Source organism: Methylomagnum ishizawai (genome assembly GCF_900155475.1).
GTDB lineage: Bacteria > Pseudomonadota > Gammaproteobacteria > Methylococcales > Methylococcaceae > Methylomagnum > Methylomagnum ishizawai_A.
Window position 1 is genome coordinate 3,217,419 of record NZ_FXAM01000001.1, and the last position, 20,980, is coordinate 3,238,398.

The 20,980-nt window shown below is 66.5% G+C and carries 28 protein-coding genes; 1 reads left to right on the forward strand and 27 read right to left on the reverse strand.

What is annotated here, in order from left to right; all coding sequences use genetic code 11:
• Window positions 1-72: 72 nt before the first annotated feature.
• From B9N93_RS25545 to B9N93_RS14300, 13 genes are read right to left on the reverse strand one after another with little or no spacing between them, the layout of a single operon-like run.
• The gene (locus tag B9N93_RS25545) at window positions 73-519 is read right to left on the reverse strand and encodes a ribosomal RNA small subunit methyltransferase A (RefSeq protein ID WP_176225261.1); all 447 of its coding nucleotides are present in this window, start codon (window positions 517-519) and stop codon (window positions 73-75) included.
• On the reverse strand, window positions 510-917 hold the full coding sequence (locus B9N93_RS25550) for a hypothetical protein (protein WP_176225262.1): 408 nt from the start codon (window positions 915-917) through the stop codon (window positions 510-512). Before B9N93_RS25550 ends, B9N93_RS25545 begins: the two co-directional genes overlap by 10 nt.
• Complete coding sequence (locus B9N93_RS14255) at window positions 914-2,671, reverse strand: hypothetical protein (protein WP_085214740.1); 1,758 nt, start codon at window positions 2,669-2,671, stop codon at window positions 914-916. The genes B9N93_RS25550 and B9N93_RS14255 overlap by 4 nt, the downstream gene beginning before the upstream one ends.
• Window positions 2,668-3,423 carry a hypothetical protein gene (locus B9N93_RS14260; protein WP_085214742.1) on the reverse strand — a complete coding sequence of 252 codons (756 nt, stop codon included), beginning with the start codon at window positions 3,421-3,423 and terminating at the stop codon, window positions 2,668-2,670. Before B9N93_RS14260 ends, B9N93_RS14255 begins: the two co-directional genes overlap by 4 nt.
• Window positions 3,424-3,441: 18 nt before the next feature.
• Window positions 3,442-4,536 (reverse strand): hypothetical protein, encoded by a 1,095-nt coding sequence (locus B9N93_RS14265; protein WP_085214744.1) that lies wholly within the window; start codon window positions 4,534-4,536, stop codon window positions 3,442-3,444.
• Window positions 4,537-5,367, reverse strand: coding sequence for a hypothetical protein (locus tag B9N93_RS14270; RefSeq protein WP_085214746.1), 831 nt, complete (start codon window positions 5,365-5,367; stop codon window positions 4,537-4,539).
• Window positions 5,368-6,498: a baseplate J/gp47 family protein gene (locus B9N93_RS14275; protein WP_085214749.1), complete on the reverse strand. Its 1,131-nt coding sequence runs from the start codon at window positions 6,496-6,498 to the stop codon at window positions 5,368-5,370. It lies immediately after the preceding gene.
• 4 nt (window positions 6,499-6,502) lie between these two features.
• Window positions 6,503-6,871 (reverse strand): GPW/gp25 family protein, encoded by a 369-nt coding sequence (locus tag B9N93_RS14280; protein ID WP_085214751.1) that lies wholly within the window; start codon window positions 6,869-6,871, stop codon window positions 6,503-6,505.
• Entirely contained in the window at window positions 6,868-7,428 is a 561-nt protein-coding gene (locus tag B9N93_RS14285) for a phage baseplate assembly protein V (RefSeq protein ID WP_085214753.1), read from the reverse strand. The genes B9N93_RS14280 and B9N93_RS14285 overlap by 4 nt, the downstream gene beginning before the upstream one ends.
• Entirely contained in the window at window positions 7,421-7,597 is a 177-nt protein-coding gene (locus B9N93_RS25555; RefSeq protein ID WP_176225263.1) for a hypothetical protein, read from the reverse strand. The genes B9N93_RS14285 and B9N93_RS25555 overlap by 8 nt, the downstream gene beginning before the upstream one ends.
• Window positions 7,594-8,715, reverse strand: coding sequence for a phage late control D family protein (locus B9N93_RS14290; protein WP_085214755.1), 1,122 nt, complete (start codon window positions 8,713-8,715; stop codon window positions 7,594-7,596). The genes B9N93_RS25555 and B9N93_RS14290 overlap by 4 nt, the downstream gene beginning before the upstream one ends.
• Complete coding sequence (locus tag B9N93_RS14295; RefSeq protein ID WP_085214757.1) at window positions 8,712-9,671, reverse strand: hypothetical protein; 960 nt, start codon at window positions 9,669-9,671, stop codon at window positions 8,712-8,714. Before B9N93_RS14295 ends, B9N93_RS14290 begins: the two co-directional genes overlap by 4 nt.
• Window positions 9,668-12,130 (reverse strand): hypothetical protein, encoded by a 2,463-nt coding sequence (locus tag B9N93_RS14300; protein WP_085214759.1) that lies wholly within the window; start codon window positions 12,128-12,130, stop codon window positions 9,668-9,670. The genes B9N93_RS14295 and B9N93_RS14300 overlap by 4 nt, the downstream gene beginning before the upstream one ends.
• Before the next feature lie 108 nt (window positions 12,131-12,238).
• Here B9N93_RS14300 and B9N93_RS14305 point away from each other — a divergent pair, with 108 nt between their 5' ends.
• The gene (locus tag B9N93_RS14305) at window positions 12,239-12,529 is read left to right on the forward strand and encodes a CCDC90 family protein (RefSeq protein WP_085214761.1); all 291 of its coding nucleotides are present in this window, start codon (window positions 12,239-12,241) and stop codon (window positions 12,527-12,529) included.
• 30 nt (window positions 12,530-12,559) lie between these two features.
• Here B9N93_RS14305 and B9N93_RS14310 read toward each other — a convergent pair whose 3' ends face one another.
• From B9N93_RS14310 to B9N93_RS14370, 14 genes are read right to left on the reverse strand one after another with little or no spacing between them, the layout of a single operon-like run.
• A complete protein-coding gene (locus B9N93_RS14310) occupies window positions 12,560-12,817 on the reverse strand; it encodes a hypothetical protein (protein WP_085214763.1) in 258 nt (85 codons plus the stop codon).
• Window positions 12,818-12,827: 10 nt separating this feature from the next.
• A complete protein-coding gene (locus B9N93_RS14315; protein ID WP_085214765.1) occupies window positions 12,828-13,316 on the reverse strand; it encodes a phage virion morphogenesis protein in 489 nt (162 codons plus the stop codon).
• On the reverse strand, window positions 13,313-13,471 hold the full coding sequence (locus tag B9N93_RS25560; protein WP_176225264.1) for a hypothetical protein: 159 nt from the start codon (window positions 13,469-13,471) through the stop codon (window positions 13,313-13,315). Before B9N93_RS25560 ends, B9N93_RS14315 begins: the two co-directional genes overlap by 4 nt.
• A gap of 8 nt (window positions 13,472-13,479) precedes the next feature.
• On the reverse strand, window positions 13,480-13,869 hold the full coding sequence (locus B9N93_RS14320; RefSeq protein ID WP_085214767.1) for a hypothetical protein: 390 nt from the start codon (window positions 13,867-13,869) through the stop codon (window positions 13,480-13,482).
• Window positions 13,870-13,872: 3 nt separating this feature from the next.
• Window positions 13,873-14,307, reverse strand: a complete 435-nt coding sequence (locus tag B9N93_RS14325; protein WP_085214768.1) for a hypothetical protein — start codon at window positions 14,305-14,307, stop codon at window positions 13,873-13,875.
• Between the two features lie 12 nt (window positions 14,308-14,319).
• A complete protein-coding gene (locus B9N93_RS14330) occupies window positions 14,320-16,554 on the reverse strand; it encodes a hypothetical protein (RefSeq protein WP_085214770.1) in 2,235 nt (744 codons plus the stop codon).
• Between the two features lie 9 nt (window positions 16,555-16,563).
• Window positions 16,564-17,496: a hypothetical protein gene (locus B9N93_RS14335; protein ID WP_085214772.1), complete on the reverse strand. Its 933-nt coding sequence runs from the start codon at window positions 17,494-17,496 to the stop codon at window positions 16,564-16,566.
• 5 nt (window positions 17,497-17,501) lie between these two features.
• Complete coding sequence (locus tag B9N93_RS14340; RefSeq protein WP_085214774.1) at window positions 17,502-17,855, reverse strand: hypothetical protein; 354 nt, start codon at window positions 17,853-17,855, stop codon at window positions 17,502-17,504.
• 5 nt (window positions 17,856-17,860) lie between these two features.
• Window positions 17,861-18,502 (reverse strand): hypothetical protein, encoded by a 642-nt coding sequence (locus B9N93_RS14345; RefSeq protein ID WP_125468991.1) that lies wholly within the window; start codon window positions 18,500-18,502, stop codon window positions 17,861-17,863.
• Complete coding sequence (locus tag B9N93_RS14350; RefSeq protein ID WP_085214778.1) at window positions 18,499-18,927, reverse strand: hypothetical protein; 429 nt, start codon at window positions 18,925-18,927, stop codon at window positions 18,499-18,501. The genes B9N93_RS14345 and B9N93_RS14350 overlap by 4 nt, the downstream gene beginning before the upstream one ends.
• Window position 18,928: 1 nt before the next feature.
• A complete protein-coding gene (locus B9N93_RS14355; RefSeq protein WP_085214780.1) occupies window positions 18,929-19,276 on the reverse strand; it encodes a hypothetical protein in 348 nt (115 codons plus the stop codon).
• Window positions 19,273-19,656, reverse strand: coding sequence for a DUF4054 domain-containing protein (locus tag B9N93_RS14360; protein WP_085214782.1), 384 nt, complete (start codon window positions 19,654-19,656; stop codon window positions 19,273-19,275). Before B9N93_RS14360 ends, B9N93_RS14355 begins: the two co-directional genes overlap by 4 nt.
• 2 nt (window positions 19,657-19,658) lie before the next feature.
• The gene (locus tag B9N93_RS14365) at window positions 19,659-19,931 is read right to left on the reverse strand and encodes a hypothetical protein (protein ID WP_085214784.1); all 273 of its coding nucleotides are present in this window, start codon (window positions 19,929-19,931) and stop codon (window positions 19,659-19,661) included.
• A gap of 2 nt (window positions 19,932-19,933) precedes the next feature.
• Window positions 19,934-20,971: a DUF2184 domain-containing protein gene (locus B9N93_RS14370; RefSeq protein WP_085214786.1), complete on the reverse strand. Its 1,038-nt coding sequence runs from the start codon at window positions 20,969-20,971 to the stop codon at window positions 19,934-19,936.
• Window positions 20,972-20,980: the final 9 nt, after the last annotated feature.

Below are 20,980 nucleotides of genomic sequence, written 5' to 3' on the forward strand. Positions count from 1 at the left end.
ATCCGGCCCGGATGAAAAAAGCCCGGAAGCTTCAAACCTTCCGGGCTTTTCCTTATCCACCGATAACCCGCCCTATCGCGATTTCTCCGCCCACCGCCGCGCCATCCGCGCATACTCCTCCAAGCCCAAAGTCTCCGCCCGCACATTGGGATCGATCCCCATGGCCTCGATTTCACGCTCCTCGAACAAGGTCTTGACCAAGTTCCGCAAGGTCTTGCGGCGCTGGGAAAACGCGGCGGCGACCACCTTGCCCAGCACCACGGGGTCCACCTCGACCGGCGGCGTCGCGTGGGGCACCAACCGCACGATGGCCGACACCACCTTGGGCCGGGGATGGAAGCTTTCCGGGTAGACCTCGAACAGCTTCTCGGCTCGGCAGTGATAACCGGCCATGATATTCAAGCCCGCGTAGACGCAATTTCCGCCGCATAAGAGCCTGCCCACCACCTCCGCAATCGCGGCGGGCCGGGAACCCAAAACACCGCCCCCGACCTCCCCAACCTCGACGTTCAGAACCAATTGATCTGCAACAGGCCGGTCAGGACGGTGGACAACCCGCTGGCGGTCGAGGTGATCGTCAAGAACGTCACGCCGGGGTATTGCCCGCCATTGGCGGGCCAGGGGCCGCTGGGCGCGGACACGGTGGGGTCGTCGAAGGCGAAGGGCGGCGGGAAGCTCCACAGGAACTCCAGCGTCCCGCCGGCGGGATCGTAGGAACCGCTGGCGTCGATGCCGACCACCGCCGAAGCTGCGGATATGGACACGTTGACCACCCAGCCGCCCTCCCCATCCGGGAACACGCTCGACCACGAGTCGGGGCTGAAATAATCGGCGAACTGGAACACCGGGACCGGCGCCCCTTCGCCACCGCCGCTCCCGTGCGGCGCAATCCCGGTGATGACGCGATGTCCCATCATGGCAAGACGGCCTCCGCCTTGATCGCGCCCCGGACCGAGGTCACGCCCGCATCGGGCGTGGCCGGGGCGAATATCCAAATCTCGTCGCCCGTCCAGCCGTCCACGTCGCCGTCCAGGAGAAGCGTGGCCGTGCCATCGGTGTGCAGGGTGGCCGTGCCCGCGACCAGCACCCCGCCGTCGCGGACCTGCTGGACGGCCAGCACGTAATCCCCCGCCGCCCCGTCCACCCGGAATATCGACCCGTCCAGGTCGAAGGGCAGCCACACGGGCCGGACCAGGATAATGGCGACCAGCCGCGCGGAGGCGGCGGGCGACCCCTCGAAGCAAAACGGCAGGTCGTAGCCCGCCAGCGCCGCGACCTGGGCGGCGGTGGCGAAGTCGTCGGCGTCGTGGGTCGCTGCGCTGCCCAGGCCGGTAATATCCCCCACGGCCAGGCCGAGCAGGGTTTTCAGCGCCGCCACATTGGCCAACCCGGCCAAGGTCCGCCCGAAGGCGGTGAGGTCGGTGGTGGCGAAGGAATCCACCCCATCGGCATAGACCAACCTATCCGCCGCCGTCACGAGGGCGGCCAGCGCGGTCAGGGTGGCGTCCAGCGGCTGCTTGTTCGCCACCACCGCCGTCAGCGCGGCGACGGCGCTTTCGTCGTTGGCAAGCTGCGTGGCGATTTCGTCGAGGGTGTCGAGCGCTCCCGGTGCCCCCGCCACCAGCGCGTCGATGGCGGCCTTCACGGCGGCCATGGTGGCGACTTGATTGGTGTTGGTGCCCAGGGCCGCCGTGGGCGCGGTCGGGATGCCGGTCAACGCGGGGGAGGCCAGGGGCGCTTTGGTCGCCACGATGGCGTCGGCATAGACGCGATCCCCATGGGGGTCGGTGGCCGTGATATGGGCCGTGATCGCCGCCGCCGGAGCGTCCCCCGCCGCCACGTCGCCCGATCCGGTGCCCACGTTACGGGTGGCGGCGGTGCCCAGGCCGGACACGTCCGCAGCGGCGATGTCCGACACCGAAGGTGCGCCGGATGTGAATTTGAGCCATCCCGTCCCGGACAACCCGGCGAGGGCCGTCAATAAGGTATTGAGCGGCTGGAACACCCCGGTACAGGCCGCGATGGCCCGCGCCGCCGTGAAATAGAGGTGGGTCGAACCCTCCGGCAGTTGGTCCGTGTTCGCCGCGCCGGTGCCGTCCGAACTGGTCAGCACCCACGCGCCGTCGCTCACGTCCCACGAATAGATGTGCAGTGCCCCGCCGACCCCGCTGTCCACCTGGGCATAGTCACCCGCCGCGCCCGTGGGGTGGGCCGCCTGCAGGGCGGACAACGCGGCGTACAGCCCCTTGAAACGGTCGTTATAAGCCGATGCGTCCAGCTTCAAATCCAGCGCCGCTTGCGTCGCCGTCGAAACCGGCTTGTCCAGGTCCGAGGTGTTGTCCACCTCGCCCAGACCCAGGTTGCCCCGCGCTTCCGCCGGGTCGGTGATTTCGTTCAGGTTGTGCGCTCCGAACATGTCGCCGCCGCCGCCGCCGGGGCCAGCCTCCCACGAGGTCAGATCGCTGGCGAGGCGATAGTAGGCCCGGTCCGCCTCGTGCCAGATCAACATACCGGCGCTACGGCGCGGGGCCGGAATCGCATCCCGCGCCGTGTCGTCGGCCACCGCCCGGTAGCCGCCTTTGCCGTAAATATCGACGTGGCTGGGGAAGGTGTCCGCCGTATCGCCCGGCACGATGGGCGCGGCGACGTTGGTGCCCTGGATCGCCGTCATTGGACCACCACCTGCTGGCCGCCGGATTGGAGGAACTGGCTGCGGTACACGTCGAAGTTGGCGGTGTACCCGCTGGGGTTGGTGTAGCCCACCGTGGTCTTGACCCAGGCGGTGTTGAGCAAGCCGTTGACCAGGAAAACCGGGGTGCCGAAGCTCGACGGCCAGGCGAAATAGAGGTACTGGCCGGACGGCGAGAAACTCCGGCTCTGTGTCCGCCCCGCCGCGAATTCGGCCCCGGCCAGGGCGTCGATCAAGGCCGCGTCCGGCACGGCCTGGGCCGACACGCCCCAGCGCCGCCGGTGGCGGAACAGCACCGGGGTCGCGGCGCTGGCGGTATGGGTGCCGTCGTCCACGGCCAGGGTGAACGTGGTGTCCGCCGTGAGGTGCAGCCCGGACAGGGCCAGCGTCCGCAGGGCCGGGTCGATGGTACCGGGGCCGGGCGCGGCGATGGATTGGCCGATGATCGCCTTGTTGACGGTCCAGTCCAGCGTGACGGCGGCGACCGTCGAGCCGATCTCGACCGTGCCGACGCTGTTCGTGATGGATGCCTGGGGGGCCACATACAACAGGGTGTCGAGCGCCTGCTGGACATTGGCGATAGCCGGATAGCCGTCATTGCCATAGGTCACATGGTCGGCGGCGATTGTGACCGGCCTGAAAATGCTGTCGATGAGATCGGCAAAATCCTGTCCCGATGGGATATCCCCATCCTGGAACCTGGATTTCAAGTAATCCGTGGTTTGTACCGTCATGGCGGGTTGGCCTCGAATTCAAGCGGGAGGGTAGGCGGCGAAGCGGAAGGTGAAATAGGAATACCTGTCGGCATCGTGGTTTATGCCGATGGGTTCGCTATCGCCGGTGATATTGGCCTTGATCGAAACCTTGTCGCCGGCGCTCAATAACAGGTCGGTGGCGATGGGCGTGCTCAGGTTGACGCCCTTGCCCTGGACTTCCACGCCACGGGAATCGACGGTGCCGTTGACATAGACCTCCAGCCAGCAGGTGGACGAGGTGTTCGGGTTTTGCCAAATGACGTTCGCCGATATGGCGTAAACCCCATCGACCGGCGCGACGAACGCTTTGTCCGCGCCCGACCAATAGCGTGCGCCATATTGGGTGTTCCCGAATGTCACGAGCAACGGGACGCCATTCGACACATTTTGAATATCGGTATCCAGCTTTCCGACTTTCCCCGCTATCGCGAACCCGCCGGAATCCTTCAGGCCGCTGATATAGGGCGCGTCGGGATGCCTGGAAATATCCCCGGCGGCGATGGCCGTCTGGCCGTAGACCAGGGTGACGACCCACAGCGGCACGTTCCCGGCGTCCGGGGTCGGCGTCGCCTGGGAACCCGCCGTCGCGGCGGTGCCGGCCTTGAGGGACACCACGCACACGCCTTGCCGGGCGGTGGCGCTGGCGCTGCCAGAATTGTTCGGGCCGGACAAAGGGGAGCCTGGATCGGCGGCGTTGTAATAGGGCAGGACGACCGCGTTGGTATCCGCGTCCACATACCGCGCCTGCACCAGATAATTCCGGGCCTGTCCCGAAGAACCGGGTGCGCTGAACGCGGTCAGGCTGGTATTCCCCATCACCAGCCCCTGCTTGACGATCTGGTTCGTGGTGTCCGCCACCAGCCGCCCCATGTCGGTGTCGTCCACGTTGCCGACCGCGTAGATTTCACCCTGGCCGACCAGGACGGACAAGCCGGGGGTCAAGGTGGGCGTGCAATCCAAGCCATGGACCCAGGTGCCCGGACCCAACACGGCCTCGGCCAACTTGCCCAGGCCGATCATGGCATAACGCCCCGCTTTCAAAAAATCGGTATCGAGGGGGATCGCCCCGTAATGCGCGAACGGTCTATCCATCTAGGTCTCCACATGCACAAGAGAACCGTCGCCCCACGTCCAGGCCATGCCATGGCCGCAGGGGCCGGAAAACAGGAAATCCTCGCCGGGCGGGCCTGGGCCGGTCGCGGACCAGCCGGGCATCGTGGCGAAGGCCGAAAAATCACGCGATGGCGGCGCGGGCACCGCGACATCGACCGCGTGCCGCATCCATATCAAGGTGCCCCGCGCCTTATTACGCTGCACCGCCGCCCCCAACGTTTGGGGCGACAGGTAGCCGGGCATATCCTCCAACGCCGAATAACGGAGCGCCCCAGCGCCCCAACCGCCGTGATACCCGGCCCACCCGCCCACACCGGGAATGCCCCGCAGGTCCGGCAGCGTGTAGTCGATGAACGCCCGATAGGGCAGGTCCAAGCTGCCCCACGCCCCGGCCACGCCGTAACCCATCGCCGCGCCATAGCCGCCGGTATCGCCGGTATTCCACGGCTCGAATATCCGGGGTTCCGCCCCGGTCAGTTCCCGCACCACGCGGGCGATGGCGGCGCGGGTCACGCGCTCGGGGAACATGGCCGCCTTGATCCGGCTACGGAAGGCGTCGTCCGTCTCGCCCCGCAGCCGGGGCAGGCCAGCCCCGAAGAAGTCGATGCTGGCGAGGTCGAGGAAGAAATCGGCGGCGGTGCCCAGCCGGGTTTGGGCGCGGGCGTAGGCGACGAGTGCATAGGCCGACGCCAGCCCCCCGGCGATACCGGCCAGCACGCCGTCAAGAATCGGGGTTCCGCCGTTCCCGAACCAGGGCGGCAGGACCGCCTGGAGGCGTTGCAGGAGGTCCGTCTTGTCGCCGGTCGCCATCTAGCCCACCACCACCGTACCGGCGCGGATCACCTGTTCGTCGCCGGCCTCCAAGTCCCGCATCTGGCCGTTCACCAGGATCGTGCGGACATTGGTTACGCCCCCCGGCGCGGCGTCGTAGGCGATCTGCACGAGCTTCGTCCAGCGCAGTGCCTGCCCGAGATTCAATCCGCCCAGGTAGGCCAGCACCGCATCGCGCACGGCGGCTTGCACCTCGCCCGGATCGAAGGCGGCATCAACCTCGACAATCAGCGACACATCGGCGCCCAGCACCTCCGGCGGGAACGCGGCGTACTGGATCGACAGGGCGCGGACGCCCGCCATCGCCGCCCGCACCGCGTCCAGCAACCCGTCGGGCGGGTCGCCGCTGCCATCGTCCACCACGGCGTAGAGGTAGCCGGGCCGGGGCGAGCCGTCGAGGTTTTGGTTTTCCACCAGTTTCCACTTCAACCCGCTTTGAACCTGCCCAATGGCGTAGTCCAGCGCGGTCCCGGTGGCCTTGGACAGCGAGTTGAACCACAGCACGAAGCGGGCGCGGAACGCCTCGTCGCCCTCGATATCCGCGCCGCCTACAAACTGGGTCGCGTTGGTCGCGGTGTCGATATAGGGGATGCCCTGGCCGACGATGACGGACACCCGTCCCGCCGCCGCGTTGCCCGCCGCCCCGGCGGCCAGGGCTTGCACGGGCACGGCCACGCTTGGGGCGTTCGCCTCCACCACATAGGCGCCGTCGGTGGCCGACCATGCCGGATGGGCGGTATCGGCGACGACGGCGTAGGTTTGCGAGCCGTCGGCGGTCTGCGCCAGGGTGGCGGGATAGATGACGGCCCGCCGCCCCGTGGTGAAGCGGGCGAAGGTCACGGACCCCGTGGCATAGGTGGCCGCGATCTTGGCGAATCCGAAGTCCGCCGCCCAGGATTCGGCGTCGGGGCCGGTCGAGGTGGCGAACCGGGTCAGGGCCAGGACTTGCAGGACGAGTCCCTGTAGCCACAGGACGACGAGGGAAGCGGCCTCGCCCACGGCCCGCAGGATGGAGCCGACCGCGAAATCGATCAACGCGGAGGCCCGGCCCTGCACATTGGCGGCGAATTCGGAAACCAGGGTATCGAAGGTTTTGGTGTCGAGGGCCATGGCTTCACCGGGTCACGTCGAAGGCAAGCACCACCGGCACCTGTTCCGGGGCGTCCAGATAGCGGAGGGTGACGGCCACCCCATCCTGGATGGGCTGGATCGCGACCTGGGGCGCGGGGTCTTGGCCCACGGCAGCCTCAAGTTCCATCTGTTCCAGGATCAGGGCGCGGATTTCCGGGACATCCGGCACCGCACCGATATACCGGGGCAGGCCCGCCCCATAGTCCGGGTGGGTGATGTAGGTGCCCGGCACGGTCATGAGCCGCCGCAGGATGCGCTGCCGCCCCCGGTCCACGCCGGTCACGGGCTGCAAGTCGCCCGTCACCGATGTGCCGGTGTCCTGGCCGAACCAATGGTCGATGTCCGCGGTCATTTGGGCGCTCCCGTGTCGCCGCTTCCGGTTTGCACGCCGCCATGGGTGTGGCCGCGCAAACTGATGCCGTCCGCCACCACGTCCACGCTGGCGGTGATCGTGCCGGTGTGCCGCCAGTCGCCTTGGCTCTGGATCGTGGTCCCGACGATCTCCACCACGCCGCCGGCCAGCAACCGCAGCCGCGCCCCGCCCTTCGCCACCAGCCAGATTTCCCCGGACGGGCAGCCGGTGGGCGCACCGTCGATGTCCGGGGTGGGCCGGTCGGCGTCCGAATAGATGCGGCCCGCCGCGTAGGGCTGTTCGGGATCGTCCTCCAGGAACCCCACCTCCACCTGGTCCCCCAGCGAAGGCCCGGCCAGGATACCCCAGCCGTTGCCGATGGCCGGGGAGGCCAGGGGCATCCAGCCGGTTTCGGTGGCCGGGTCTTCCGGGTCCAGCAACACGCGCACCGCGTAGGCGTCCGGGTCGTAGGCCGACACCACCCCGAAGCGGGGCGCGGGCTTCCCGCCGCCCACCAGCGCCGCCTGGGTCCGCATGGCGTTCAGGAGGTCACGCATCGGATTTTCCCATCTGCCGGGCCAGCGTCGCCAAGGCGCTGATAGCCGAACCCGCGACAATCCCCGCCTCGTTCCTGGCTTCCGGCACAAAGGCCAGGACACCCAGCGACAGGACGCCCAACACGCCAAGCAGCAACACGATGACGGTATTCTGCTCGATGTTTTTCATATCAATACCTCGGAATTCGGATCGTGGTTCTTCGCGGCCACCTCCATCGAATACCCGCCATCGTCCGGGGCCAACCGCCGGGTGATGGTGTCCGGGTAATAGAGGGTGTCGAACCGGGTCCCGGTGCCGCGCACCTCGATCAGGGTGCGGATGTTCAGCGCGTGGGTACCGGGCGCGGAAAACGCCAGCTTCAGCTCGTGGGCGCTGATTTCCGCCAACTTCTGCTGGGCATAGGCCAGCGCGTCTTCCTTGGAAAGGCCGGGCTTGGAGAACGAATAAACCTGGGCATCGCCTTCCGGCTGGGCCTCCTGGGCAAGCGCCGTGCTGGGGCGCTTCGTGGCCCTGGCTTGTACCGTGAAGGCCCGTTTCCGCTTGGCGTTCCACGACCGCACCTTGACGATCACGTCTTTGGCGAGGGTCAGGCTCTTGGAAAATCGCAATTTCTCGACATTACTAACTGGATAACCCCTAACATCCGATGTTGTAACCCATTCAATTAGAAAATTTGAGGCTCCCGATTCCGGCTTGTCCTCGAAATGCAATGCCTTCCCCTGGATATACACAACTTTTCCGGTACGTTCAGCCAGATAGGTCAGCAAATCCCACTCGGTGCGGGCGTTCGTCAAAGTAACGTGGTCGATCTCGTAATAGGCCCCGGCCTTCCCGGCGGTGGCCGTCACCACGGGCGTCAAGCCGTTCTTCCCGGCGATGATGCGGACGATCTCCGACGCGGGCAGGTTCTGCCATTTCCCGGTGGTCTTGGTGTCGATGAGCTTGCCGGTCAGGTCGCGCCCGGACAGCTCGACGACGCCTTCCGCCGGGTCGTAATCCAGGGTATCGACCCGCCCGTAGAAGATGGACGTGGCCGGTTCCAGGATGTCGGCGTTCGCGGTGGCCCCGTCGAACACCACCACCAGGAGTTCCACCAGGAGTTCGGTTTGCCCAATGAACCACGCGGCGGGTTTGCCGTCCGGCGCGTCGGTGGCGAACGACAGGGAGAACGTGTCGGCCTCGTAGAACGCATTGGCCTCGGTCTCGAATTCGATCCAGCCGTGGACGATCTCGCCGTTCAGCTTGACGATGCCACGGGGGATCAGGGCCAGGGCTTCGCCGTTCATTTCACCAGCACCCCGCCGGTCGCGCCCGGATTCTTGGGGAGGGTCAAGGTCTTGACGCCCTCGATCTTCGGATCGGTCATCCCGTTCGCCTTGGCGAGGGCCGACCAATCCGCCGCGTTGCCGGTTTCCTTCGCCGCCACCCGATAGAGGTTCCCGCCCGCCACGGTCACGGTCTTGCCCGCCGTCGCCGCGCCCCCGACATTGGTGGACATGCGGCCCATGGTGCTTTGCAATTGGTAGAGCTGAGGCAGGTGGGTGTACTTGGTGACGCCGCCGACCAGGCCGCCCACCTTCCGCGCTATCGGGTTGGTGGGCAGGATGCCGCCGAGCGTGGTGATGTTGACGACGGTGTTGGTGGTGGTGGTGGTGATGAGTTCCTGGACGCGCCCCACCACGGCCCCGATGGGTTGCATGACGCTGTTGATGGTGTCCTGGGCGGCGTTGGCGAAATCGGAGACCTTCTGCACCGCGCCGTCCAGTGTATCCAGGGCATCGGTCAAGATGCCGTCGTCCACCCGCTTCCCCAGCGCCTTGGTCTCGGCCACGTCCTTGCCCACGGCGTCCTGGGTGGTCTCCTGTGGCGGCAGCTTCGCGCCGGTCACGTTCAGCAGCGAAATCGAATAATCGATCAGTGCGACGGTATGGATGGTCCGGCGCAGCTCCTCGATGACCACCGGGGCGCGGAGGCCGTAGAAGCTCAGGACGTACCGCTTGCCGGACTTCCGCATGGCGTCCAGCGCCGCCATCCGGTTCCAGGCGTCCGGGCCGGTCAGGGTGCCGGACCATTCGATGTTGGCGTAGCTCTGGCCCATGGCGTTCACCACGCGGTTGCCGCCGATCAACTGATGGACGGCCAATATCTGCGTCCCGCCCGTGTGGATGGCGTCGGGCACCTCGAAGCGCCGGAACTCGAAGTCCCCCAGCTTGACCTTGAGGTTCCGGGTTTCGGCGCTCATCGGCCCGCGCTCCCGGCGACGGGTTGCAGGTTGCGCCGGCCATCGGGACGGGAAGCGGAGGATTGGGGCTTGTTGGCTTCCTTGGCCTGGTGCTTCGTGACCGTTTTCGCCATCTTCTTCCCGTCCACCTCAAGGGTGGTGTGGACTTCGACAACCCGGTGTCCACCCGGCGGGGTGGTCTGGAGCTTGGATGGCCGGTTTGGGCCATAGTCCCCTCCATCCACCGGAGGCAAATCCTCCCAGCGTCCACCGATCCTCTTGGGTTCCCAGGTGTTCGGCCCGGCCTTGCGCGGGTCGATTTCCGGGGGTTTCATGTAGTCGGCGATGGCGTTGCCTGCGGCGGCTGGTAGCCCGATTGCCGCGATCAGTCCCGGAAGTCTGCCGATCCCCGCTGCCAGCGCTCCCAGTCCAGCCGCCGCCGCAGGGCTGACTGCGGCGATTGCCGCGAGGTCCGGGGCCAGCCCGACGAACCCCGCCGCCGCCTTGGTCAATTTCCAAGCGCCGCCGATCATGGCCGCGCCGAACAGCACGCCCAGGGCTTCGGCCATGACCTTGGTGGCGGTCTGGTGTTCGTTCATGAGCTTGGTTCCGGTCTCCACCGCGCCGGAAAGGCTGTTCACCGCCGTCGTGTAATCCTGCAAGGATGGCAATCCCGCCGCAGTGGCGAAGTTTTTCCAGGATGCGGCCATGCGTTCTTCCGCGCCGACTTTGGTGCCAGCCGCGCCTTCGGCAGCCTGGGAAATTGTCATCGCCTTCTCGGTGACTTCCAGGCTCTTTTGGATAATCGGCAACAGCTTGTCGATGGCGTTGTAAAACTTCCCGCCCGTCCTGCCAAAGATCAGCGCGTTCTCGTTTTGCCGATCACGGTCGGAAATGATCCCAGCTTTCTTGTAATGCGGGATTACGAAATCGGTATAGAACTGAATTGGATTTTCATACATCAACCCCTTGTCAAGCATGGGATGAGCGCCGGGCTTATATTGCTTGAACATCCCTTTCTTATCGTACTCGACACCTTTTGGATCGAGGAACCCAATCCTGAGCATTTCCTGCCCGACGCCTTTTCCGGCCTGTTTTAGGCCGATACCAAGCTGGGTACGGTTATAAGCCGTCTGCATCCCCGTGGCGGCTTGGGATGGCCCCAATTCCTGCAAGATGGGTTCTAGCCCGTAATAGAGCGCCCTGTCGTTCAAGCCATAAGCGGAAATTCCAGCGTTACGCAAAAAAGTCAGATAATCGGACGCCCTCACCCTGTTGCCGGTCGAAGTGGAAGCCTGGAACATCATGTTCGCCTGCCTCTCGAAGGCTTCCTTCGACCCCATGCCACCCCGGAACTCGGCGACTTTCATCACGTCCATGAATTGCCGCTCGAAGGCTTGCCCTTGCGCGTCTCCCAATACCCCGCTGGCATAATGGAGCTTGGAAAGTAAGGGGAAAACCATTTCGGCATGATGTAACCCGGCGGAATCCCGGAACGCCTGCTGCGCGTCCCGTATCAACGCCAGACTTTGCGAGGCGGTTACACCGAATTGCTTATTTTCGTTGGCGAGCTTATTGGCAAGGCCCATGGCATCATTGGACATGCCGAGGCTTTTTAGGCGCAACTGTTCAAGCTGATATTCCCCCGCCGCTTCGGTCGCCCCATATAAGCCATGGGTGCCGAAAGCCCCTATGCCGGTCAATATCGCCCCGGCGTGCATGTCCTGCCACGAGTGCGCCCCATGGCCGAAGAACGGCCCACGGGGCGGTTGGGGCGGCATTCCGGGCGGGACGCCGCCGCCCGGCTCCCGGAACCCCCCGTCGAAGGGTTCGCGCCTATCCCACCGATCCCACGGATTGCCACCGCGCCTATTCCCCGGAATCCAATCGGGAGCGCCCAGCCAGGGGGGCATTCCGCCAGGAGGGAAGCCACGGCCCCCGCCGCCCGCGCCGGGCGGGGGAACCATGTCGCCATTGGACATGACCCTGCCGACCGCGCCCCCGGCCATCATGCCGACCGGCCAGCTTGGCATGGCGGGCGGCGATTGTTGCGGCGGGCGTGCGAAGGGAACCACCGGCAAGGGCGCATAGAACGGTTCCTCCATGGCTGGCATGGGTGTACCCCCTCCCGAGCGCCCGCGCCGCGAGCCGCCCCCCACCGCAGCAGCGGCCCCATCCCCGGAGTTCAATCCGCCGAAGTCATAATCGCGGGCGTTGAACTTGAGGCGGGAAATCCCCGTGAGGTTGGCGAGCAACCGGCCTGACCGTGTTTCGGCGGTGGACAGGTGCCGGGAAATCATCTGCACGGCCCCGGCGGTACGGTTGAGCGGATCGGCCAGCTTGGCGATCATGTCCATGTTCTTCTGGACGGCCTTGACCTTCTTGTCCAGCCTATCGACTTCCGCCGCCATCTTCAGCAGGGCGGGCAGGGTTTCGTCCTTGAGGACGAACGTGCTTTGGACGCGGAAGGCTTCGAACATTGGAGTGATACCGACGCAATATTGATGAACCCCCGCCGCAAGGACGCGGCCCTTGCCCCGCCCGCCCACAGGGCATACCCTCTACCCACATTTCCCGGAACCCCATCCATGGCGACCATTACCTTCGACACCCACAAATTCATCCAGACCTTGCAAGAAGCGGGCTTCGATCCGAAGCAGGCCGAGGCCGTGTCCAAGGCGTTCAGGGAGGCCACCGGGGAAGGCGAGTTCGCCACCAAGCGGGACGTGGAGTTGGTCCGGCAGGATGTCCGCGAACTCGAACTCAGGCTGGATGCCCGGTTCGAGAAGATGGACGGCAAGCTCACGCTCGTTCAATGGATGCTGGCCCTCGTCGTGGCGGCGGAGGTCGTGCCGCTGCTGGCGAGCCTGTTCCGTTGAGCGCAGCCGCAAGGACGCGGCCTCCCTCCGTCACTGGCCGCCCCCGACCTTCCAGCCGAACGCGCCCGCGAACCACGCCAGCGCCGCGCCCAATACCGCCGTGACCGCCCAGCCGAGGGCCGTGCGCCGGATATCCCGCCATGCTTCCGCCCGTTCCTTTTCGGCCTCGATCTTGGCCTGGATCCAGGCATGGTGGTCGGCATGGGTTTCCTGGTCGATCCGCGCCCGCTGGTCCAAGACCTCGCCCACCGCCTCGCGCACCAGGGTCTGCAAATACGCTTCGTTCATGCCAACCTCGCTATTTCCCCATCAGCGCCGCCACCAGCGCCTTCCCGGCCATGTCGTGGAGATGGTGTTCCATCTCGAACGCCGCCGCGCCCAGGAACGAGCGGGCCGGGATGCGCTCCGTGCCGAGTTCCTGCCAAACCGCGATGGGGCTATCCGAGCCCACCGCCGCCGCCCCGTTGCCGAAGATGGCCCGGTTGATCGAATTCCGCAGTTCCCCGGTGCGGAGCAGGGGGTTGTCCGGCGGGGCGTAGCCCAGTTCGATCTTGCCGGGGAAGTGGACGCCCCACGGGGAATCCCAACCTTCCAGGGTGGTTTCCGCCAGGGGTGCCCAGGCCGCGAACGGCCCCGCCGCCGGTTGGTATTCGCCGATCTTCCCCTTCGCGGTCTCCAGGATGAGCATGGAGCCGGTGTCCAGCGCCTTGCGCCGCGCCGCCGCGATGGCCTGGGGCCGGGCGCGGAGGAAGGCGGCGAAACCGGCGGGGCTGAAGGTCCGGGTCACTTCGGCTTCTCGTAGTTGTGGGTGTTCCAGTTGTATCTCAGGCCGGTTTCGAGTTCGGACAGGAGGATGGCCAGCCCGGCCCGCACATCCTCGCGGCGGAGGAAGGCGCGGACCTGGGCCGGATCGTCATCGCCGAACGCGCAATCCCACGGCACGCCGTTCCTCATGAGCCAAGCGGCTTCCCGGAGTCCAGCATCGCCCGCCACTTTTTTATGGCGGCGGTGAGCGCCTCCTCCTGGGATTGGCCCCAGGCTTCCTGCGCGGCCCGGTCGATGGCCCCGCAACCCTCGTCCCCCAGCACGTCGGCCAGGGCTTCCATGTCGATGAGGGTATGGCAGGGTTCCACCGGCTTGCCGTCGATGGCCGTCAAGAACAGGGCGAACTGGAACATCTGCACGCACATCGGATTCACCGACGCCTGCGCGCCCAGCGCCTCGAAGAATTTGAAGCTGCGGACCCGGCCCGGCTTGCGGAGGGCCAGCCTGCGGCCCAGGGCGTCGGTGACGGTGGTTTCGCCGGATTCCGGCTTGAGGGTGATTTTCGGTTCGGACATGGGTTAGCTCGTCGCCAATAGGCCAAAGAAGAATTGCAGGGTCTGCTCCACCGTGGCGTCCCCGCCCGCCGGGGATTGCGACAGCTTTTCCAGCCCCCCCAGGGTGTAGCTCTTGGTGGTGATCGACCCGTTCGGGTTGCGGATGCGCATGGTCGCGGTCCAATCCGCCTGGGCCACGCCCGCGAAATAATCGGCCTCCACCCGGCTCCATATTTGCTCCGAAGCGGGACCGGAGCGGTCGAATTTGAACGTCACCCGGTGCCCCTTGTGCGTGACCAGCGTCCGGGGAGCGCCGTCCACATAGACCTTCGGGGTGGAATCGGCCAACGGTTCCTCGGTGTATTCCACGGTCAGGCCGGGCGATGGGCTGAACGTGCCGTAGGTCGATTGGAGGGTCAGGGAGAAATCGCGGCCCGTGGTGCGTTGCATCGCGGTCATGGGGTGCCCTCCTTACGCTGCGTTCAGGACGACGGTGGACCCGCCCTCCAGGTTGACGATGAAATACCGGATGATGCCCAGGTACACGACCTTGAGGTTCACGGACTGGTAGCCCAGGCTGGCCTTGCTGGTATCCACGGCGACGCTGTACGCCTTGCCGCGCTTGCCGGGGTTGTTCACGTCGCCGATCATGCCCAGGTCCACCAGGCCGCCCAGGAAGAAATCGAAGGCGTCGTCCACCTCTTGCGCCTCCCGCGGCGTCTGTACCCGGCCCACGAAGCGCCCGCCGAAATTCTCGAAGCTGTGGGCCAGGAAATGGGTCAGGGCGGTATAGGCGTCCGAACGCTGCGCCGTGTTCACGTCGCAGTTGATGCCGAGCCGGGAGCCGTAGGCGTCGCCCACCGGGATGGGGTTGGTCACGACATCGATCCCCGCCTCCACCAGGTCGGAGAGTTCCGCCCCCGAATAGACGCGGTTCGCCGCCGTGCTTTCGGTGCCGACCACGCCGTTCAATGGTTTGTTGAGGATCGATTGCTCGGGGCCGAGCGCCGCCCGCAGCCCGGCGGCATAGGTCGCCGGGGAAACCAAGCGCCGCACCCCGTTGGCGGCGTCGTTGAAATAGCACCAGTCCCCATGCCAGACGTGCAGCCCGTAATCGACGACCCCCGCCGCCGCCTTGGCCGCGACGGCCCCGGCCACGTCCGCATACAGCCCCGCCGGCAGCGCCGCGTGGGCGTAGGAGCCGGTTTCCAGGGCGAAGGCCAGTTGTTCGGACCACGTGGCGGGGTCGTCGCAATCCACCAGGGCGAAGGTCAGCGCCCCGGCCCCGCGCAGCCCGTACATGCCGGTGCGGTTGGAACCGTCCACGCCCACCAAGCGCGAAGCGGCCACATCCGCCCAGTTTTGTGTGGTCACATCGCCCAGCGTGGCGGCCACGGTGGGCGAGCCGCCGGACAGGGAGGCGGTCACGGTGTTTGGATAGTTCTTGCCCCCCGCCGTGATGGCGATGGACCCCACGCCCCAGGATATCGAGAACATCGCCCCCGAACCATCGCCGGACGTCGACGCCTGGGTGGCGGGGGAACCGGGCGGGAATGCCGGATAATCGCCCGCCGTGGTGATCGCGGCGGTCAGGACGCCCAGGGCCACGGACAGCGCCGCGCCGGATAGTCCGGCCCCGGTCACGTGTTCGCTGTCGATGTTGGCGGGGTTGGCGGTGTAATCGCCCGCCGTGGTGATCGATACGATGTCGGTGATCGCGCCGTCGGAAACCGTCACGCTCGCCTGGAACCGGGTGCCGGTGCCCGTGGTGCCGGTGACGGTCTGCGTGCCATCGGTGCCGCCCGTGCCGCCGTCCACGATGGCCGCGGAAACCACCTTGGTGTGGGTCACGGTCAATACCGCCGCCACGGATGACGCGCCCCCCTGCCGCAGCGTGATGGTATCGCCGGGCGCGTAGCCATGCCCCGCCGATACCACCGACGAAACCGCCACCGCCTTCATGTGGACGGCCGCCACCAGGCCCGAGCCGCTACCGGCGTTTGATAGGGTGACGGTCGGGAACCCCGTATAGCGGCTCCCCGAGTCGGAGACCTCCACGGCGGTGATCATGCCATCCGCCAGCCCATCGGTGCCGCCGGCCAGGGTGTAGGCGGTCGAAACGGGATCGGCGGTGCCCGCGCCCGCCGCCGCCGTCAGCCATTCGGACGGCCCGCGGATGCCGCTTTGGCCCTGGTTGATGGCCTGGGCCATCGCCACCCATAGCGCGTTGCCGCTCCCCTCGATGTTGTCGAACACCTCGGGGGTATAGCCGGCGCGGTTGACCGTCACCCGCGTGGTGCCCGGCTTGCGCCCGGCGGCATGGGCGACGGTGATCCGGTTGCCCTCGGTGCCGCTGTATCTGGCCGTGTAGGCGATGCAATCGGTCGGCACGGCCACGGCGGCTTTAGTGTCGCCGCCATCGGTGACGCGCACCAGTTTGAAATTGTTCACGCCCTGCAAGGCGGCGATCTTCACCGCCGTGGCGAGGTCGTGTTTCCGATTGGCGATGGGGCCGACGAGCCGGTCGGCGCTACCGCTCCCGGCGGAAATCGGCGCGCCGACCGGCCCCCAGGAGGCCACGCCGACCAAGCCCAGGACGTTGGTCGGGACGCCCGTGATCCGGTCCGGCGGCGCGATGATGTTGACGAACACGTCCGGGACGTCGAGTCCCGCCGCGTTGAAATGGTTGTCTTGGACAAGGGGCATATCGGGCCTCTACACGTCGATCCTGATGGAAAAATCCGCGTCCGCCCCGATGTCCGGCGGCGCTTTGGAGCCGATGCCCACGCTGGCGATCTCGTGGGCGAAATCCTGTTGGGTGGTCGAATAGTCCACGGTGAACATCAAATCCTCCCGGTAGAGGCGGCGGAGTTGCTGGCCGTCGTCCAGGTGCCGCCCGGCGAACCGGCACCGCGCCGCCGTTTGGTCGGCCAGGGCCAGGAACGGCGTATCGGCGAAGGCCACGTCCAGGGCGTCGGCGATCCGGCCGCGCTGCGCCGGGGTCGAGGCCCACACGACGAGCGACACCCTCTCCTCCTGCTGCCTGAGCGCGGTCACGGTGGGCGATCCGGTGCCGACCCGGTAGGCGTCGTATCCGTGGCCCGGCGGCAAAACCACTTCCCGGCCCACCGCCACGGTGCCCGGTATACCGGGGCCGCCCGGAACGCCCGCGGCGATGGCCTGGGCCAATCCTTCGGCGACCGATTCCAGGCCGTCCCCGGCCCGGACGGCGTAGGCATAGGCCCGCTTTTCGACAATCGCGGTCACGGTCTGCGGCACGGTCACGGTGCCCCCGACCCGGAGCTTGTTGAGCGCGGTACCGGCCACGATCAAACTGGTGCCGATCACCGCCTGTCCGATGGGTAGCCCGCCCATCGCCGCCGGCTGCAAGGTCAGCGTGTGCGGGTTCAATCCGAGTTCGACGGCCTCGGGCCGGTAGCGCGTGGTGTTGCGGCTGCCGCCCGGCGGGTAGACCGAGACATGGGCCGCGCCCGCCGCGAGGTCGGCATCGAGCCGGTCCGGGAGCGGCCAGCCGGGGTAGACCGACACCGTTCGCCCCGTCACCGAAGGCTGGCCGGTGCCCGCCGGGTAGAGGGCGGCGACCGCCAGGGCGGCCATCGCGTTCAATACGTCGTAAAGGCCGGCCATACCTTTTACCCAACGATCTCCGAAGCGACCTGGATGGCGGTATACGGGTCGAGGCCAAGCGCGGCGCACGCCATCACCACGAAGGGATCGGTGCTGAGAAACACCGCGGCGGTCGCCCACCCATCCTGGATGTCCTGGTCCGCCGCCGCCACATAGGCGTCCACCGCGGTCCTCAAGCCACTCTGATTGAGATAACGGCGCAACTGCCAGGGCGAACAGGCCGCTACCGGCGCGGGGAGCGGCATGGGCGGCAATTCATCCCCTGGCAGGTAGCAATCCCAGGAATCATCCGCCTCCACATGGACGGCCAGGACCGGCTTGAGGGCGTCACGTTCGGCGGGTGTCTTGACGTTCTGCATGGCGGTCAGGGTCCGGGATGGTGGATGATCGTCAGTTCCTTGGTGGTCAGGGTTTCCCCCGCCGACCCGGAATTCTTGTTGAAGGTGATGCTGAGATAGTTGTTGTTCGCGGTGATGTCCGGGATCGTGGTATCGGTCGCGCCCACGGTGGACGTGCCGCCGCTGAACGAAGCGGTTGAGCCAATGGTTGTGACCCGGATCGACGTGGCCGAAACGATCTTGAGGCGCGGATTCTCGGCGGTGTGGGTGTTGGTGGACCCATACCCCAGCGAGAACACGCTGCCATCGACGCCTATATCCCCGGTGCCGCCGAACCGGATATTCCGGGCGAACGCATCGGCGGTCCCCGATTTCAGCGTGCGGATGACCAATGCCAGCACATCGCCCACCCGCAACAGACCCGCCGGGAACATGGCCTGGGCCACCAGCGTGGCCCCGGCGTAGGTGCCGACGAAATCGGTCGTGGCGTTGTAGATTTCCGTAGGTGCGACCAACCGCCAGGCCGAACCATCGGAGAACCACAGGGAGCCGTGGCCCACGCCGTAGTCGGTGACGCGGATCATCCGGCCCGCGTAGGACTGGGCCGATGGCCGGGCGGCCCACGCGAAGGCGGGTAGCGCCGCCATCCTGGAAGCCCACCCGTTCATGCCAGCACCTCGTAGGTGTCGGTGGCGGACCCGGTGACGCGGGTGAAGCGCAGCGCCGCCAGCCGCCCCAGGAAGACATCGGTGGCGATGGCCGAAATGGTGCCGGGGGGCCACGCCTGCCAATTCGCGGCACCGGGGTTGGTGGCCGCGTCCGGCGTGGTCGAGTATTCGGCCTTGCTGGTGTTGCCCGCGCCGGGAATCACCGTGACTGTGACCGGGCCGGGCGAACCGGACACATCGACCACGGCGGGCGTGGAGGTGACCGTGCCCGCCGTCGCGATATGGGCGGTGCCAGGACACAATGCCGCCACGCCCATGCCGATCAAGCCCTCCGCATCGGAATCCGACAACCAAACCGCATCGCCCTTGCGGTAATCCGACAACCCATAATGGCTATCTTTGAGGAAGAAGACTTGTTTCGCCATGTCACGCCTGCAACAAGGAAGCGGTCAGGTTATAACCCAGGCTATTCCAGTACGGCCCCATCACCTGATACCTCATCCCGAGTTCGTCCACCACGATGTCCCGCGCCTTGATGACGCCCTTCGCCACCGCCCGCTTCGGAATCAGGATTTTGAAATCCGGCACCTTGGCATCGCCCGGCAGCTTCGCCGGGTTGCCGGTCCCGGCCCGTATCTGTTGGATGCTGGCGGGAATGCCCCCGATGATCATGGTTTCCCCATCCGCCGCTTGTCCGCCATAAGGTGCCAAACCCGCCGGGGCCGGTTGGACCGGGCGCAGGATGGCCAGGGTCCGGGGATAGACGAAGCTCATACCGCCAAGGCCCCCGCGCCGACAATATCCCGCAGATACAGGTATTGCTGGCCGTATTCTGTGGAGACATAGGGGCTTTTCTCGACCTTGTACAGGATCAGTTTTTCCGAGAATTTGATCTCGGTATCCCCGGCCTTGTAGGAAACCGCATCCGGCGGCGGGTCGGTATCGTTGGTATTCCGCATCGCGTCGTGGCGCTTCTTCCGCATCAGCAGGGTATGGGCCACGAAATTCCCCAGCCCCTGGAGATACAGGTCGCCCCAGCGCTCCACATCGAAATGCGGGCCGGCCTCGTCGATGGCGGCCTGGATGCCCGGCCCGGCGATGCCGTCCAAGCCGTCGAACTCCGGGAAGCGGGCCAGGAATTCCGCCGGGGTCATGGTCAAGCCGCCTTCTTCGTGGGGGCCGGGCCTTCGGGCTTCACGATCCGCAGCAGCCCTTCGTCGAAGAAAGCCTTGTTCGCCGGATTGCCCTTCATGGCCTGTTCGATGAACGAATCGTCCGCCTCGGCCTGTCCCGGCACGCGCCGGGCGGTCTCGGCGGCGCCTTCCATGCGGGAGGCCGGGATGGTGACGGTCGCGACCGCGCCGTTATCCGCCGTCAGGTTCAAGTGGATATCGCGCTCGGTGGGGTTTTGCAGGAGTACCTTCGCCATGGTTACAGCCCGTCCATGTAATAGGAGGATTTGATATAGCGGTTTTCGACGCCCGAGTACTTGAACTCGCCCGGCACCTGCACCGACAGCCCGACGAACTGCGGGGCCAGGAAGCGCAGGGGCAACGGGATGTGCATCACGAGCCGCAACGGCGACCGGACGTAGGCCATCAAGCGCTTGGTGCCGCCCACCCCGGCGGTGTCCAGGCCATAGGCCGGGGCGATCTTGAGGGGCCTGCCGGTGCGCTGGGTGGTGAGGTTGTTCTCCTGCACGAACCGGAGGAGGGTCGTGTCGGAGTTCGTGGCGCGGGGGCGGAGCAACTGGCTGTAGGCCGATGGCGCGAGGGCCAGGGTGTCGGCATGGTCGTTGTTCGCGCTGTTGTTCCAGACGGCCAGCAAGGCGGTGTTGATGTCCGCCAGGATTTGGTCCGGCGTGGCGCTGGCCCAATTGCCGGTCGGCGCGGACGCCTGCGGCACGTAGGGGTTGTTGAACAGGCCGGTCAGGTTGCGCTGGGTATCGCCGAACAGGCCCACCGCGTTCAGCTTGCGGCGGTAGATGTCCATGGCCGCGTCCATCCGGGCCGAACTGATCGGGCGGCGCAGGTAGGCGGTCTGGCGCAATTCCTCCTGGGTGTAGTCGTAGCCGATGTTGTCGGCCACCACCGGGAAGGTCTTGTCGGCGTAGGCCACATCGACCAGGTTGACCGCGCCCTTGCCGGACCCGGAACGGGTGGCGCCCACGGCGTCCATGATCTCGTAGCGGATTTCCGTCGCGTACTCGCCCGCCTCGTAGCTCAGGGGCAGCAATTCCTCGTACTGCATCGGGGTGTACTGCTTGGCGAAGACCGTCGCCTCGGTGTGGGCCAACTGCGCCACCACGAAGCTGAGGGCTTCCGCGCTATCGCCCACCCGCATCAGGGGGGACGGGGTGTGCTGGCTGAACACCTGGGGCAGGACGCCGGGGGCGGCATCCAGGGCCATCCGGCGCTGTTCGGTGTAGGCGGCGATGGCCGCTTGTCTTTGCTGGGGGGTGGTTGGCATTGCCTGTAC